This is a genomic window from Candidatus Methylomirabilota bacterium (assembly GCA_036005065.1).
Classification (GTDB): domain Bacteria; phylum Methylomirabilota; class Methylomirabilia; order Rokubacteriales; family DASRDR01; genus DASYQW01.
Genome location: DASYQW010000299.1, coordinates 1 through 14,383 on the forward strand (window position 1 = coordinate 1; position 14,383 = coordinate 14,383).

Annotated in this window: 13 protein-coding genes; 1 reads left to right on the forward strand and 12 read right to left on the reverse strand. The window is 72.5% G+C overall.

From position 1 onward, the window contains the following. Positions 1-356: 356 nt before the first annotated feature. Positions 357-845: a hypothetical protein gene (locus tag VGW35_20490; GenBank protein HEV8310049.1), complete on the forward strand. Its 489-nt coding sequence runs from the start codon at positions 357-359 to the stop codon at positions 843-845. A 6-nt stretch (positions 846-851) separates the two neighbouring features. Here VGW35_20490 and VGW35_20495 read toward each other — a convergent pair whose 3' ends face one another. From VGW35_20495 to gatA, 12 genes are all read right to left on the reverse strand, one after another. Further along, entirely contained in the window at positions 852-2,297 is a 1,446-nt protein-coding gene (locus tag VGW35_20495) for a sigma-54 dependent transcriptional regulator (GenBank protein ID HEV8310050.1), read from the reverse strand. After that, complete coding sequence (locus VGW35_20500; GenBank protein HEV8310051.1) at positions 2,294-3,430, reverse strand: ATP-binding protein; 1,137 nt, start codon at positions 3,428-3,430, stop codon at positions 2,294-2,296. Before VGW35_20500 ends, VGW35_20495 begins: the two co-directional genes overlap by 4 nt. Further along, complete coding sequence (tsaD, locus tag VGW35_20505; GenBank protein HEV8310052.1) at positions 3,427-4,428, reverse strand: tRNA (adenosine(37)-N6)-threonylcarbamoyltransferase complex transferase subunit TsaD; 1,002 nt, start codon at positions 4,426-4,428, stop codon at positions 3,427-3,429. The genes VGW35_20500 and tsaD overlap by 4 nt, the downstream gene beginning before the upstream one ends. Next, positions 4,394-5,320, reverse strand: a complete 927-nt coding sequence (locus VGW35_20510) for a divergent polysaccharide deacetylase family protein (protein ID HEV8310053.1) — start codon at positions 5,318-5,320, stop codon at positions 4,394-4,396. Before VGW35_20510 ends, tsaD begins: the two co-directional genes overlap by 35 nt. Positions 5,321-5,681: 361 nt before the next feature. After that, a complete protein-coding gene (locus VGW35_20515) occupies positions 5,682-6,929 on the reverse strand; it encodes a S41 family peptidase (protein ID HEV8310054.1) in 1,248 nt (415 codons plus the stop codon). Between the two features lie 63 nt (positions 6,930-6,992). Then, positions 6,993-8,225 carry a peptidoglycan DD-metalloendopeptidase family protein gene (locus VGW35_20520; GenBank protein HEV8310055.1) on the reverse strand — a complete coding sequence of 411 codons (1,233 nt, stop codon included), beginning with the start codon at positions 8,223-8,225 and terminating at the stop codon, positions 6,993-6,995. Then, positions 8,222-9,097: a permease-like cell division protein FtsX gene (locus VGW35_20525; protein ID HEV8310056.1), complete on the reverse strand. Its 876-nt coding sequence runs from the start codon at positions 9,095-9,097 to the stop codon at positions 8,222-8,224. The genes VGW35_20520 and VGW35_20525 overlap by 4 nt, the downstream gene beginning before the upstream one ends. Then, on the reverse strand, positions 9,090-9,773 hold the full coding sequence (locus VGW35_20530) for an ATP-binding cassette domain-containing protein (GenBank protein ID HEV8310057.1): 684 nt from the start codon (positions 9,771-9,773) through the stop codon (positions 9,090-9,092). The genes VGW35_20525 and VGW35_20530 overlap by 8 nt, the downstream gene beginning before the upstream one ends. A gap of 127 nt (positions 9,774-9,900) precedes the next feature. Then, on the reverse strand, positions 9,901-11,352 hold the full coding sequence (gene gatB / locus VGW35_20535) for an Asp-tRNA(Asn)/Glu-tRNA(Gln) amidotransferase subunit GatB (protein HEV8310058.1): 1,452 nt from the start codon (positions 11,350-11,352) through the stop codon (positions 9,901-9,903). Then, positions 11,349-11,744: a HEPN domain-containing protein gene (locus tag VGW35_20540; GenBank protein ID HEV8310059.1), complete on the reverse strand. Its 396-nt coding sequence runs from the start codon at positions 11,742-11,744 to the stop codon at positions 11,349-11,351. Before VGW35_20540 ends, gatB begins: the two co-directional genes overlap by 4 nt. Next, positions 11,737-12,918 carry a nucleotidyltransferase domain-containing protein gene (locus VGW35_20545; protein ID HEV8310060.1) on the reverse strand — a complete coding sequence of 394 codons (1,182 nt, stop codon included), beginning with the start codon at positions 12,916-12,918 and terminating at the stop codon, positions 11,737-11,739. Before VGW35_20545 ends, VGW35_20540 begins: the two co-directional genes overlap by 8 nt. Continuing rightward, positions 12,911-14,380 (reverse strand): Asp-tRNA(Asn)/Glu-tRNA(Gln) amidotransferase subunit GatA, encoded by a 1,470-nt coding sequence (gene gatA, locus VGW35_20550; protein HEV8310061.1) that lies wholly within the window; start codon positions 14,378-14,380, stop codon positions 12,911-12,913. Before gatA ends, VGW35_20545 begins: the two co-directional genes overlap by 8 nt. Positions 14,381-14,383 lie beyond the last annotated feature (3 nt).

The following is a 14,383-nucleotide window of genomic DNA, read 5'->3' on the forward strand; positions in this document are numbered from 1 at the left end:
CGAGGCCGACCATATCGCCATACCCCTGACAAGGAGGTGCCGGTGCGCCGCCGCCCCGGTCCCCGACTCCCCATAGGTCCCGGGCTCTGAGCGGACAGATTATGTGTCAAAACCGAGCGGACACTTCACTTGTCAACAACACGGCGGGTCGGTCACGGCGGGTCGGTCGCGTGCAGGGTGGGCCGCGACGCCCGCACTTCGGGTGCGCACGCCAACCCTCCTGCCCGTCCCGTGGAGACCAGGGCGGCCAAGTCCGCGACTTTCCGAGTTTCCCGGCGTCAGGCGCCGGTGGCACGCCGTGTGCCTTTCTCGTCTCCGGCGGCCGAGGGCACCGGCGCCAGGGAGGATGGGAGGCGATGGAGCAGATGGACGAGCGGGGGATCCGGCGCGGCCTGGCGCTCCTCGAAATGAGCGCTGGCGCCCTCGGCCTGGCCTCGGACCCCAGTCGACGTGGCCTCGCGGCGTTCGCCGAGCTCGCGCGCGGGCTCGCCGAGCGCGCCCCGGCCGGGCTCCGGCCATGGCCGGTCCTCGACATCGAACTCGCCGCGGAGGACGACGGCGCGCCGGCAGCCCTGGCCCTCGAGCGCCGGGGCTCCCGGCTCGCCGCCCGGGAGGCGCCGCCGGCGCCGGACCACGTCGCCATCGGCGTGGTGCTGGAGTATTACCTGCACCTCGTCCACGATCACCTGCGCGCCCATCGGCGGCCGGGTGGCGTGGCGACCCTCCTGCCCCGGGAGCAGGCCGGCATGACGGAGGCCTTCGAGGAGCTGGAGCCGATCCTGCGCGGCGCGGCGGGCCGGGAGCGCTTGGACGGGCTCTGGGCTACGCTCGCCGCCCCCGCTTAGCAGGCGCTACTCCTCTCCTTCCGCCTTGAGGCCCAGGGCCCGGAGCTTCTTCCGGAGCGTGTTCCGGTTGATCCCGAGGAGCGCCGCGGCCCGGAGCTGGTTGCCGCCGGTCTCCCGGAGGACGGCGCGCAGGAGGGGGCGCTCGACCAGCCCCAGCACCAGCTCGTAGAGGTTCGCCGACTCGCGGGCGCCGAGGCCCCGGACGCACTCCTCGAGCTTCTCGTGGATGAGCTGCTCGAGCGTGCCTTCCTTCGGCGGCGGCGCCACCGGGCCGGTCGCGACCGGGAGGTGCTCGGGCAGGATCACGCCGCCCTGCGCCATGACCATCGCGTGCTGGATCACGTTCTCGAGCTCCCGCACGTTCCCCGGCCAGACGTAGGCCTTGAGCCGGTCGAGGGCTTCGGCCGCCAGGGCACGCTCTCCGAGGTCGCCCGCGTACTTGGCGAGGAAGTGGTCCACCAGGAACGGGATGTCCTCGCGGCGCTCCCGGAGCGGCGGCAGGGTCAGCGTCACCACATTGAGCCGATAGTAGAGGTCCTCGCGGAAGCGCCCCTCCTTGATCAGGCCGTCCAGATCCCGGTTGGTGGCGGCGACCACGCGTACGTCGACCCGGATCGGCTCGCCGCCGCCGACCCGTTCGAACTCGCGCTCCTGCAGGACGCGCAGGAGCTTCGGCTGGAGCTCCGGCCCCAGGTCGCCGACCTCGTCGAGGTAGACAGTCCCGCCGCTGGCGAGCTCGAACTTGCCGAGGCGGCGCTGGTGGGCGTCGGTGAAGGCTCCCCGCTCGTGGCCGAACAGCTCGGATTCGAGCAGCGTCCCCGGGATGGCCGCGCAGGAGACGGCGACGAAGGGCTTCCCGGCCCGGCGACTGTAGTGGTGGACCGCCCGCGCCACGACCTCCTTCCCGGTCCCGGACTCTCCCTGGAGGAGCACCGTCACGTCGGTCCCCGCGATGCGCCCGATCGTCTTGTAGACCTCCTGCATCCGCGGCGATTTCCCCACGAGTGCCCCGAACTCCCACACCTCCTGGATGCCGGTTCGGAGCTCGACCACCTCGCGGGCGAGCGCCTGGGCGGAGAGCGCGCGTTCGACGAGGAGGAGCACCTCGTCGTTGTCGAAGGGCTTGGCGAGGTAATCGTAGGCGCCCCGCTGCATGGCTTCGACGGCCGCGCGCACGCTCCCGTGCGCGGTCATGACGATGACGCCCGTGTCCGGGGTCTCGGTCCGGAGTCGCGAGAGCGCTTCGAGGCCATCGAGGCCCGGCATGCGGATGTCGACGAACGCCAGGTCGTACGGCTCCGCCCGGGCGGCGCGCAGCGCGGCCTGCCCGTCCTCGACCACGGTGACGGCGTGGCCCGCCTGGCGGAGGAGCCGCTCGAGCAGCCAGCGGATCGCCGGCTCGTCGTCCGCCACCAGGATGCGGGCGCCGGCCGCCTTCTCGCCGTCGCTCACGCGACTCCTCCCGGGCTCCCGGTCGGGGCGATGGCCAGATGGCAGGCGAACGTGGTGCCCTTGCCGGGGGTGCTGGTGACGCGCAGGGCACCCCGGTGCTCCTCGACGATGCGGTGGGCGAGCGCGAGGCCGAGGCCGAGGCCGCGCGGCTTGGTGGTGACGAAGGGGTCGAACACCCGGTCCCGCAGCGCCTCGGGAATCCCTTCGCCCTCGTCCTGGACGGCCACCTCGACCAGCGGGCGCGGCCCCGTCCCCGGGTCCACCTTGCCGTACACGGGGTCCATCGACATCCGCGTCGTCAGGGTCAGCCGGCCGCCCCCCGGCATGGCCTCGATCCCGTTCTGGACGAGATTCTGGAAGACCTGGGTGAGCCGGTCCTCGTCCGCCCACAAGGCCGGTAGGCTCGGATCGTACCGCCGGACGATCTGGACGTCCTGGGCGCGCGCGGCGGGCTCGGCGAGGAGGCAGACCCGCTCGAGCAGCTGATGGAGGTTCACGGCGCCGAAGGTGAAGCGCATCGGGCGGCCGAGGTCGAGAAGCGCCTCCATGACCCGGTTGACGCGGTCGATCTCCCCGAGCATGACGGCCAGATGCTCCCGGTAAGAGCTCTCCCCGAGCTCGGTCTGGAGGAGCTGGGCCACCCCGCGGATCGCCCCGAGGGGATTCCGGATCTCGTGGGCGAGGGCCAGCGCCATCTGACCGAGGGCGGCCAGGCGCTCCCCTCGCCGCACCTCCGCTTCGAGCGCTTTGAGCCGGGAGAGGTCCCGCAGGACGGCCACCGCCCCCGTGAGGCCGCCCGCCAGCCCGTGGATCGGGGCCGTCTGGAGACTCACGGGCACGATCCGCCCGTCGGCCAGCTCGATCCCCGATTCGGCCTCCGCCCGGCCCTCGGCCAGGCGCAGTGTCTCGGCGAGGTGCCGGACGAGCCGGGCCTCGGAGCCGAAGAGATCGCCGAGCGCGCGCCCCACCGCGCGGGTGGCGGCGCGCCCGACGAGCGCCTCGGCGGCGGCATTCCACAGGAACACCGTGAGGTCCGGTCGGACCCCGATGACGGCATCCGGCAGGCTCGCCAGGAGACGCCCGTAGTCCGGGCTCGAGGGGCTGGCCGGATTCGGCGAGACGGGGGCGCTCACGCGAGGGGCAGCGTGGCGTGGGCGTTGAGCGTGAGATCCGCCCGCTCGCCACGGGAAAGGCGCGCGGCGCCCGCGGCCGCGATCATCGCGGCGTTGTCGGTGCAGAAGCGCAGCGCGGGCGCGCTCCAGGCGTAGCCGCGCTCGGCGCACTCGGTCTCGAGCCTCTCCCGGAGGGCGCGGTTGGCGGCCACGCCGCCCGTCAGGAGAATCCGGCGGATGCCGAGGCGACTGGCGGCGCGGATCGTCTTGCGCACGAGCATCTTGACGGCGGTCGCCTGGAAGGACGCGCAGATGTCGGCGGTCAGCCCCGGGGTGAGGGGGCCGTGCCGGCGCACGTAGAGGCTCACCGCGGTCTTGAGTCCCGAGAACGAAAAGTCCGGCGCGCCGTCGCGGATCTCGGCCACGGGAAAGGCGATCGACCGCGGGTCGCCGTCCCGCGCGGTGCGCTCGACGATCGGGCCTCCGGGATATCCCAGGCCGAGGAGCTTCGCCACCTTGTCGAAGGCCTCGCCGGCCGCATCGTCTCGTGTCTGGCCGATCAGGCGGTAGGCGAGCGGCTCGGGGCAGGCATAGAGCGCGGTGTGCCCGCCCGAGACGACGAGGGCGAGGAACGGGTGACTCGGCCGGGGCTCCTCCAGGAAGCCCGCGAAGATGTGTCCTTCGAGATGGTTGATGCCGACGAAGGGAAGCCGCCGGGCATAGGCGAAGCCCTTGGCGACCGACAGGCCCACCAGAAGCGACCCGACGAGGCCCGGCCCGTGCGTCACCGCGATCCCGTCGAGGTCCCCGAGGCCCAGGCCGGCGTCCGCCAGCGCGTTCTGGACGACGGGCAGCACGACCTCCAGGTGGCGCCGCGACGCCAGCTCGGGCACGACGCCTCCGTAGCTCCGATGGATCGCGTCTTGCGAGAAGACGACGTTCGAGCGCAGCGCGCCGTCCGCCAGCACGGCGGCGGCCGTCTCGTCACACGAGGTCTCGATGCCCAACACCAGCATGATCCGCTTTCCGAGCCGGGCGTCCTTCGGGGCCGGCCGCTCCCGCCCGGTCGACGAGCTCCGAGACGGGGACGATGCGGAAGCCGCGGGCCTCCCAGCGCGGGAGCGCCTCCTCCAGGAGGCGCAGCGTCAGGAGCCGCCCGTGGGCGATGGCGATCACGGAGCCCCGCCGCTCGGCCCAGCGCTCGACCTCGTGGAGCCGGGCCCGGGCGGTCGCCTCGCTCTCGTCAGGGTCGAGGAACACCTGCCGCCGGGCGGCAGGGACGCCGAGCATCCGGGCCAGGTCGTAGCCGACGCTCCGGTGCGTCGTGAAGCTGTCCAGGAAGAAGAGCCCCTGGGCCCGCACCGGCTCGAGCAACGCCTGCATCCGGACCCGATCCTCGGTGAACCGCGAGCCCATGCGCGTCACGACCCCGACCGCCCCCGGCACGCTCTGGAGGTGCTGGCGGGTCCACCGACCCACCTCGTCCGGTGGCATCGAGACGAGCAGTACGCCCGGACCCGGATCGGATTCCGGGAACCGGTACGGTTCCAGCGGCACCTGGAGCCACACCTCGAGCCCGGCCCGCGCCGCGTCCCGGGCAATCCGTCGCGAGAGCGGGAGTCCCGGCAGCACTGCCAGCGTGACGGGCCGGCCCAGCGCCAGCAGGCGCTCGACGACGTCCGCGCGAGTCCCGAGCTCGTCGACGAGGACGGCCACCCGCCCGGGGGACCGGGACCGCGGGGGGGACGGCCGCGCGACCGCGGGCCCCGCGGCGCGCCAGGGGAGGACGAACAGGGACGGTGCCCCGCGCGCGGCCTGCCGGCGGTCGAGGACGACCACGCCAACGGCGAGCGCCACCACGAGCCCCGCCACGACGAGCCCCAGCAGGCGCACCGTCACCCGGGACGCCACGATCCTACCGTGTCCCGCCCGCGCGCGACGACCCTGGAGTCTGTCGGAATCGACGAGTCGATGCGCCTTCGCGTGGCATGCGTAGAACTGCGCCTCCGAGCGGCGGTTTCGCCGCCGCGCCCACCCACCCAGCCCGGAGGGTTGGGGAAGGTCTCGGAGGGGGCCGGCGAGACCCCCTCCGATGACAAGAAGGGCTCATGGCCCACCCATTTCTTGCCGATCAGGGTCAGGGCTGTGTCCGGTTAACCCCGCGCCGAACACCGAGCGTGCGGTGCATCGAAGAGTGCTCCGAGCGGCGGCTTCGCCGCCGCCACGACCGGGAGGCATCCGGGGGGGTCTTCCGAGACCCCCCCGAAATGCCCTAGCTCGCCTTGGCGGTCGGCCGGGTCTTGTCGAGGATCCGTGACGCCTTCAGGATGTCGAGCGCCCGCTGGAGCTGGATGTCCCGCTTCTGCTGTTCCGTCTCCGACAGCGGCGAGGTGGGCGGCTTCACCGTGGGGTCTTCCTTCGGCGGCTCGATGACGATGTCGGGCGAGATCCCCTTGCCGTGGATCGAGCGCCCCTTCGGGGTGAAGTACTTCGCCGTGGTCAGGCGGAGACCCGATCCGTCCGACAGCGGGATGATCGTCTGCACCGACCCCTTCCCGAACGTCTGGGTCCCCAGCACGACGCCGCGCCCGTGGTCCTGGATGGCCCCGGCCACGATCTCGGACGCCGACGCCGAGCCCTGGTTCACCAGGATGACGAGCGGCACGTCGGTGATGGCGTGCTTGGCGTGGGCGACGAAGCGCATGTTCTGGTTCCGAACCCGCCCTTCCGTGTAGACGACGAGCTTGCCGTCGCCGAGGAACTTCTCGGTCACTTCGACGGCCGAGGAGAGGAGGCCGCCCGGGTTGTTGCGGAGGTCCACGATGAGCCCCGCGAAGCGACCGGTCTTCTCGAGCTTCTCGATCCCCGCCTCGAGGTCGCGGGCGGTTCGCTCCTGGAACTGCCGGATCCGGACGTAGCCCAGGCCCGGCTCGATCTCCTGGGACTTGATGCTCTGAACCTGGATGATCTCCCGGGTCACCGAGATGTCCTGCAGCTCCTTGGAGCCCTCCCGCAGGATCGTGATGGTGACCTTCGTCCCCTTGGGGCCGCGCATGCGCTTGACGGCGTCCACCAGCGTCATGTCCTTGGTCGCGAGACCCTCGATCTTCATGATCTTGTCGCCCGGCTGGACCCCGGCGCGATGGGCCGGCGTCCCCTCGATCGGGGCGACGACGGTCAGCTGGTCGTCCCGGATGGTGATCTCGATGCCGAGCCCCCCGAAGCTCCCCGACGTCTCGACCTGCATCTCGCGATAGCTCTCGGGGTCGAGAAACGCCGAGTGCGGATCCAGGGCCTTGAGCATCCCCCGGACCGCCCCGTAGATGATCTCGCGGGGCTCGGTCTCGTCGACGTACTGATTCTGGATGATGGCGAGCACATCGGTGAAGAGCTTGAGGTGCTCGTATGTCGAGGCGGGGTCGACGGCCTTGGAGGCCGAGGTCCCGCCGAGCGAGAGCGTGAGCACCACCAGGACGGCGGCCGCGAGAAATGCTTTGGTGACCGGCTTACCGGCGCGCATCAGGAAACCCTCCTTCGATCAACGCCACCCGCGCACGCGGCCGCGGGGAATACGCCCCGCGGCTCACGAGCGCCGCCTGAGCCACTGCTCGGGGTCTTCGGGCCGACCCTGGTACCGGACCTCGAAGTAGAGACGGGGCCCGGCCAGCGACCCGGTCTCTCCGACGCGGCCGATGCCCTGTCCGGCCTTCACCCGGTCGCCCTCCTCGACCGTGACCTCCGAGGCATGAGCGTACAGCGTGTAGTACCCCTGCCCATGATCCAGGATGATGAGGTTACCATATCCTTTGAGCCAGCCGCGATAGAGCACGGTGCCCGCGTAAACCGCGCGGATCGACACCCCCTCGGCGGCTTCGATGTCGACACCCTGACGGAACGTTTCGGTTCCGAACCGGGGATGCACCTGCCGGCCGAACCCCCCGACGATACGGCCCTCCGCGGGCCACGGGAGCTGACCCCGATGCGCTCCGAGGCCGACCGGAGGCGCCTCGGGCCCGCCCGGGCGGACCGACGCCGGCCGAGCCGGCGCCCGGACTGCGACCTGGGCCGCCCGGCGCGCGAGCTCCCGGACGAGGGCCTCGAGCCGCTGACTCGCTTCCTGGAGCTCGGCGGCCGTGCGCTCGTGCGTGGCGCGGTCGTCGCGCACCTCGGCGAGCAGGGAGCGCCGACGCTCGGCCTCCTCGTTCATGGCCAGGCGCTCGCTCTCGACCGCCTGGCGCAGGGCGACGAGCTCGCGACGCCCCCGAGCGACCGCCTCCCGGCGGGCGCTGAGGTGCTCGGCCGTGTCGCCGACCTGGACGAGCCGCGACAGGTCGACGCGGGCGATCCGGGTCAGGCCGTCGATCGCCCGCGCCCGCGCCTGCTCGCCGGTTTCGGCGCCCGAGGTCGGATCGGCCGGCTGACCGCGAAGGCGCTCGAGCGCGCGCAACCGGGCGGTGACCATCCCCTGCTGGACGACGAGGTCCTCGGCGGTCCGGCCCCGCTGGCCCTCGAGCGCCGTGAGCTCGGCCTCGAGCCGCGCGATGCGCCCGTCCAGCCGGCGCAGCTCGCCCCGCTTCTTCGCCAGCGTCCGATCCATCCGCTCCAGCTCTGCCAGGATCGACACCTCCCGAGTCCGGGCCGCCGTGACCCGGGCGCGCGCCTCTTCCAACTGGCGGCGGACCTGGCCGAGGGCCTGTTTTTTCTCCCTCAGTGTATCACCCGGTCGCGCGGGGGGCGCGGCGGCCGCCGTCGCGGCCAGGAGCAGCGCGACGGCGAGCGGCGAGAACATCCGGCGCGTGGTCGCCCCGCGAGTCACGGTCGGCCCGCGCCCCACCCGGCCAGGAGGCCCGCGGCCGCCCCCCCGCCCACCAGGGTCACCCCGAGCGGCCATCCCGGCCAGGGCAGCGCCACGAGTCCCAGGACGGCGCGGAGCGAGCCGCCGATCCACGGCAGGCCCGCTTCCGACACGGCCAGGAGGACACTCCAGCCGAGCGCGGCCCCGGCGCCGCCCAGCACGCCCGCCTGGAGGAGCAGCGGCCCGCGGATCGAGGCTTCCCGGGCGCCGACCAGGCGGAGAATCGCGGTCTCGTCCGTCCCGCGTTGCTGGGCCACGACCGTCGCCCCGATCAGGGCGGCCAGTGCCGCGAGCGCGAGGACGATGCCGACTCCGAACCCCCCGTTTCGGAGAGCCGCCTCGACGCGCTCGGTCTCCTCGACCCCGGCGAGCGCCGCCTGGACCTCCTCGACTCCCGGCAAACGCCCGAGCGCGTCGGCCAGCGCGCGCAACGTCGCCGCGCTCACCCCGTTCGCCGGCGTCACCTCGATCCGCGCCGGCACCGGGTTCGCCGGCAGGCGGTCGAGGCCGGCCGCGGCCGGCCCCAGGTAGCGCCGCAGCTCGACGAGCGCCTCCGCGCTCGAGACGGAGCGCGCGGTGCCCGCCCCCGGCAGCGCGCGCGTCGACGGCAGCAAGCTCCGGGGCCCGTCCGGTCGCGCCGCATCCTCGCGCAGGATGGCCACGATGCGGACCTCGGCACGCCGGGCCGCCGCGAGCCGGCCGAGAGCGTCGAGGGAGAGGACGGTCCCGCCGATGGCGAGGACCGCGAGCGCGCTCAGCAGGAAGCCGCTGGCGCCGGCCGCTCCCGTCCGCCGGAGGTCCCGGACGACGGCGCCGAGGAGGAAGCTAGTCACCGGAGTTCCCGTTCGAGCGCAGCCGTCCGCCCTCGAGGCTCAGCGCGCGCGCCTTGAGCTCCGTGGCGAGCCCGGGGGACCGGGTGGCGACCAGCACCGTCGCGCCGCGACGGTGGGCGGCGCGCAGCAGGTCGAGGACCTCGCCCGCGGCGAGATCATCCAGGCCCGCCGTCGGCTCGTCGGCCACGAGGACCGCCGGAGCGGTGGCGATGACGCGGGCGAGCAGGAGGCGCCGCCGCTCCCCCGCCAGGAGCTCTCGTGGCAAGGCACTGGGCCGCGCGCCCAGGCCCACCTCCCGAAGCGCGGCGAGCGCGCGCGTCCGCGCCTCGCCTCGACCCAGACCGAGGGCGCGGAGGACGAGGACCACGTTACCGAAGGCCGTCCGGTCCGGAAGGAGCCGAGGCTCCTGGGGCAGGACGCCGAGCCGCCGCCGGAGGCGCGCCACCTCGCGGCGGCCGAGCGCGCCGACGTCCACGCCGTCCACGACGACCGTGCCTCGGGTCGGCCGCTCCTCGCCGTACACGAGGCGCACCAGGGTCGACTTGCCGGCGCCCGGGGGGCCCGAGACGACGACCATCTCGCCCAGCGCCATCACGAAGCTCGCATCGGTGAGCGCGTGGATCAGGCCTCCGACCCGCCGGCTGTAGACCTTGGAGACGCCGTCGAACTCCACCATCGACTCGATCGATTATAGAAACCCGATGGGGACGGCGCCGAGCATTTTCCCCGCGGCGACCCGGCCGCGGCCGGGCTCCCGGGCGACCTCGGGCGACAGCGTGACGGGCGGGCCGTCGACACACTCCTCAGGGGGCCGGGGGCAGACGCTCGGCCAGGAGCCGGTTGACGACCTGGGGGCTGGCCTTCCCCTGGGTGGCCTTCATGACCTGCCCGACGAGGAAGGCGAGGCTCTGCTTCCGTCCCTTCCGGTAGTCGGCGGCGGCGGCCGGGTTCTCGGCGATCACCCGGGCGACGACGGCCGCCAGGGCCGCCTCGTCGGCCACCTGCGTGAGCCCCTCGCGGCGGACGATCGTGTCGGGGTCCTCACCGCTCCGCGCCATCCGCTCGAAGACGTCCTTGGCGATCTTGCCGCTGATGGTGGCGTCGTCGACGAGCGCCACCAGCCGGGCCAGGTGGGCCGGGCGGATCCGGGCGGCGGCGATCGTCGCCGGGTCCCCGTGGAGCTCCCGCAGGAGCTCGGACATGATCCAGTTGGCCAGCGCTTTCGGGTTCGGATGGAGCCGCACGGCCTCCTCGTAGTAGTCGGCCAGGCTTCGGTCGGCCGTGAGGATCTCGGCGTCGTACGGCGGCAACCCGTACTGCTCGACGAAGCGGAGGCGGCGGGCCCGCGGCAGCTCGGGCAGCCCCGCCGCGACCTCGGCCACCCAGGCCGGGTCGGGCCGGAGTGGAACCAGGTCGGGTTCCGGGAAGTAGCGGTAGTCGTGGGCGAACTCCTTCGAGCGCATGGAGAGGGTGTGCCCCTTGTCCGGGTTCCAGAGCCGGGTCTCCTGGACCAGCCGCTCGCCGCTTCGGAGCGCCCGCGTCTGGCGCTCGACCTCGTACTCGAGGGCGGCCCGGACGTGGCGGAAGGAGTTCATGTTCTTGATCTCGACCTTGGTTCCGAGATCGTGCGCCCCGCGCGGCCGAAGCGAGATGTTGGCGTCGCAGCGGAGCGAGCCCTCCTCCATGTTGCCGTCGCAGACCCCGAGGTACCGGAGCACGGCGCGGAGCAGCCGCAGATACTCGGCCGCCTCGGCGGGCGAGCGGAGGTCGGGGCGAGAGACGATCTCCATGAGCGGGACGCCGGACCGGTTGTAGTCCACCAGGCTGGACGTCGCGGTCTCGAACACCCCGCCCTCGTGGGTGAGCTTGCCGACGTCCTCCTCCAGGTGCAGGCGCTGGATGCCGACCCGGCGTCCCCCGCCGTCGACGTCCAGCTCGAGCCAGCCGTCCTCGGCCAGCGGCTCCTCGTACTGGCTGATCTGATAGTTCTTCGGCATGTCCGGGTAGAAGTAGTGCTTGCGCGCGAACCGGCACTCCGGATTCACGTGGCAGTGGAGCGCCAGAGCGGTGCGGATCCCGAACTCGATGGCCCGCCGGTTGATGACGGGCAGGACGCCGGGCATCCCCTGACACACAGGGCAGGTCTGGCGGTTCGGCGCCGCCCCGAAGGTCGCCGCACAGCCGCAAAACATCTTCGAGCGCGTCAGGAGCTGCGCGTGGACCTCCAGCCCGATGACCGTCTCGTAGTCGCTCACGTCCCTTTACCCATCCGCGCTCGAACGTCCCCCAGAATCGCCTTTGCCTCCCGCAGCGCCCGCTCCGCATCCTCCGTCGAGGGTTCGCCCTCCGGCCCGAGGCCGGGCAGCGCGTCGGGGTAGCGGGTGACCGCATAGAAGACGTCCAGAAACCAGGTCTCGCGCCAGCGGGCCAGCTCGGCGCAGATGGCGGGATCGTGGAGAAGGAGAGCCTCCAGCGAGTGCGCCCGCGGGTGCTCGCCGCGGCGCGACTCCAGCATCCCCTTCAGGGCCTTCTCCACGGCTTGCTGAGCGTGGAAGCAGACCTGTCGCCGGATGGCGCGCGACAAGGCGTAATCGGCGAGCTCGATGTCCTCCGCAGCCCATTCCAGCCATCGGTCAGCCTCAGCCATCAGCAGGGAAGAGCAGCTTCCCTCTGGCGAGAATCTCGTCCCGGACGAACGACCGCCCCGAGGACTGTGCCTGTGCGATTTCCTCTGGCGTGTAGACGAGCAGATTCAGGCCCACGCGCGGCTCCACCAGGTCCACCGCCTCGCGCAGCCGGTCGACGAACCGGGCCGTTGTCGGCTTCACGACCGCGAGGTCGATATCGCTCGCGTCGTGCACGCCGTCCGCCGGGAACTCGCGCGCCAGCGAGCCGAACAAGAGGATACGCTCGGCCCGGTACTGCTCGACGAGGACCCGCGTGATCCGTTGGAGTTCCTCCTCCAGGACGCTCGTACGGTCGAAGACCCGGCGGAACACGTTCTCAATGCCCGGCGGCAGTGGATGACGAGCCTTGGGGTTCAGAAATGACCGGCCGTGAGTTCGGATGTCGTGCCCGTTGTGGCGCAGCCTGAGCCAGACGACGGCGCTGAGCTCCGACAGGCCACCCTCCTCGTCGGCAACGGCGAAGAGTCCATTGGCCACGGCCACGCGCTCCAGGTCGGACCGCGGAGCTGACCGAAATCGCTCATCCCCGAACAGGGCTGTCTCTACGTCCAGGCATTTGCTGTTCGGCGTCCCGAGGACGACGACATTGAACTCGCCACGCGGGAGCTGACCCACCTCTCGCGTGATCGCCTGCCGCAGTTCCTCCGAGGCGGGCACGTCTCGGGTCGGAACCAGCTGATCGGGCGTCGTCGTGCGGAACTCGCGATGTATCGTCTCGCGGGCCGTCAGCGGCGGGTCCTCGACCCGACCGCCTCGCTGCCACGGAAAAACGTCGTCCCGGGTGGTGACCTCCAGGAACACCCGTTGGCCGGCCAGCCGGACAGCCAGGTCGCAGGCCCCGGCGCTGACCCGGGGGCGAAGCTCGAGGCCGTCCACGACCGGGGCCAGCTTGGCCGCCGTCCGCAGCTCGTAAGCAGTGGCGAACAGCTCGTTCGGATTGCGGAGTGGGGTCCGGTACGCGCCGGCGACTCCGGGCCACCCGACGTGCCGCGTGAGCAGCTCGAGGTCTCGCTCTACTTGCCAGAGGTACACGGCGCGCAGCCCTTCCCACCAGGCTTCGACCGCGGCGGCGCCGATGAGTTCGGACAGGCGCGGCACTCGGTGGGAGAGCCGGGCCGTCAGCGCGCTAGCCATGATCGAGCGCCGGCTGGCGCGTGTGCCAGTCCGTGGCCTGCTCGTAGGCGGCGGCCACCCGGAGCAGCGTCGCCTCGTCGAAGGGCTTGCCGATGAGCTGGAGCCCGATCGGGAGCCCGCCGGCGGAGAAGCCGCAGGGCACCGACAGCGCCGGGATGCCGGCCAGCGGGGCCGGGATCGTGAAGACGTCGTTGAGGTACATCGCGAGCGGGTCTTCGGTCTTCTCACCGAGCTTGAACGCCGGCGTCGGCGCCGTGGGCGCCACGACGACATCGACCTCGCCGAAGGCCCGATCGAAGTCCCGGCGGATGAGGGTGCGGACCCGTTGGGCCTTGGCGTAGTAGGCCTCGTAGTAGCCCGCCGAGAGGGCGTAGGTCCCCAGCATGACGCGGCGCTTGACCTCCGCCCCGAACCCGTCGGCGCGAGTGCGGCCGGTCATGATGACGAGGTCCTTCGTCCCCTCGGCGCGGTGGCCGTACTTGACCCCATCGTACCGGGCCAGGTTCGAGGACGCCTCGGCCGGCGCCAGGATGTAGTAGGCGGCGACCCCGTAGTCCGTGTGCGGCAGAGAGACACGGCGGGTGCGCGCCCCGAGCCGCTCGAGCGCGGCGATCGCGGTCCGGACCGCGCCCTCGACCTCGGCGTCCAGTCCCGGGATGAAGTACTCGTCGGGGATGCCGAGCGTGAGCCCTCGCACCCCCTGCCCGAGGGCGGCCTGGTAGTCGGGCACCGGCTGATCGGCCGACGTCGAGTCCATCGGGTCGTGCCCCGCGATGGCCTCGAGCAGGATGGCTGCGTCGCGCACGTCCTTGGCGATCGGGCCGATCTGATCGAGGGAGGAGGCGAAGGCCACCAGGCCATAACGCGAGACCCGCCCGTAGGTGGGCTTCATGCCCACGACGCCGCAGAGGGCCGCCGGCTGCCGCACCGACCCGCCGGTATCCGTGCCGAGCGCGCCGGCCGCGAGGTCGGCCGCCACGGCGGCGGCCGAGCCACCCGAGGACCCCCCGGGGACCCGGTCGATCGCCCAGGGATTCCGCGTCGGGAAGAACCCCGAGTTCTCCGTCGAGGACCCCATGGCGAACTCGTCCATGTTGGTCTTGCCGAGCACGATGGCGCCTTGCGCGGCCAGACGCACGATGACGGTCGCGTCGTACGGCGGAACGAAGCTCCCCAGGATTTTCGAGCCGCACGTGGTGCGGAGGCCCCGGGTGCAGAGCACGTCCTTGATCGCGAGCGGGATCCCCTCGAGCGGACGAAGCCGCTCGCCCCGGCGGATGCGCTCGTCGGTCAGCGCGGCCTGCGCGCGGGCAGCGTCGGCGGCCACGGTGAGGTAGACCCCGAGGGCGTCGTCCAGGAGGGCGATCCGCCCGAGGTAGGCCTCGACGAGCGACGTCGCGGTCAGGGCGCCGCGGCGGAGCGCCTCGAGCGTCTCGTGGACCGGCAGCCGCGTCGGGTCCACGTG

What these genes read in the sequence shown, in the direction of transcription:
- VGW35_20545 (HEV8310060.1), bottom strand. Translation starts at nt 12,918, where the DNA reads ATGGCTAGCGCGCTGACGGCCCGGCTCTCCCACCGAGTGCCGCGCCTG.
- VGW35_20515 (HEV8310054.1), bottom strand. Translation starts at nt 6,929, where the DNA reads ATGCGCGCCGGTAAGCCGGTCACCAAAGCATTTCTCGCGGCCGCCGTC.
- VGW35_20530 (HEV8310057.1), bottom strand. Translation starts at nt 9,773, where the DNA reads ATGGTGGAGTTCGACGGCGTCTCCAAGGTCTACAGCCGGCGGGTCGGA.
- VGW35_20490 (HEV8310049.1), top strand. Translation starts at nt 357, where the DNA reads ATGGAGCAGATGGACGAGCGGGGGATCCGGCGCGGCCTGGCGCTCCTC.
- VGW35_20540 (HEV8310059.1), bottom strand. Translation starts at nt 11,744, where the DNA reads ATGGCTGAGGCTGACCGATGGCTGGAATGGGCTGCGGAGGACATCGAG.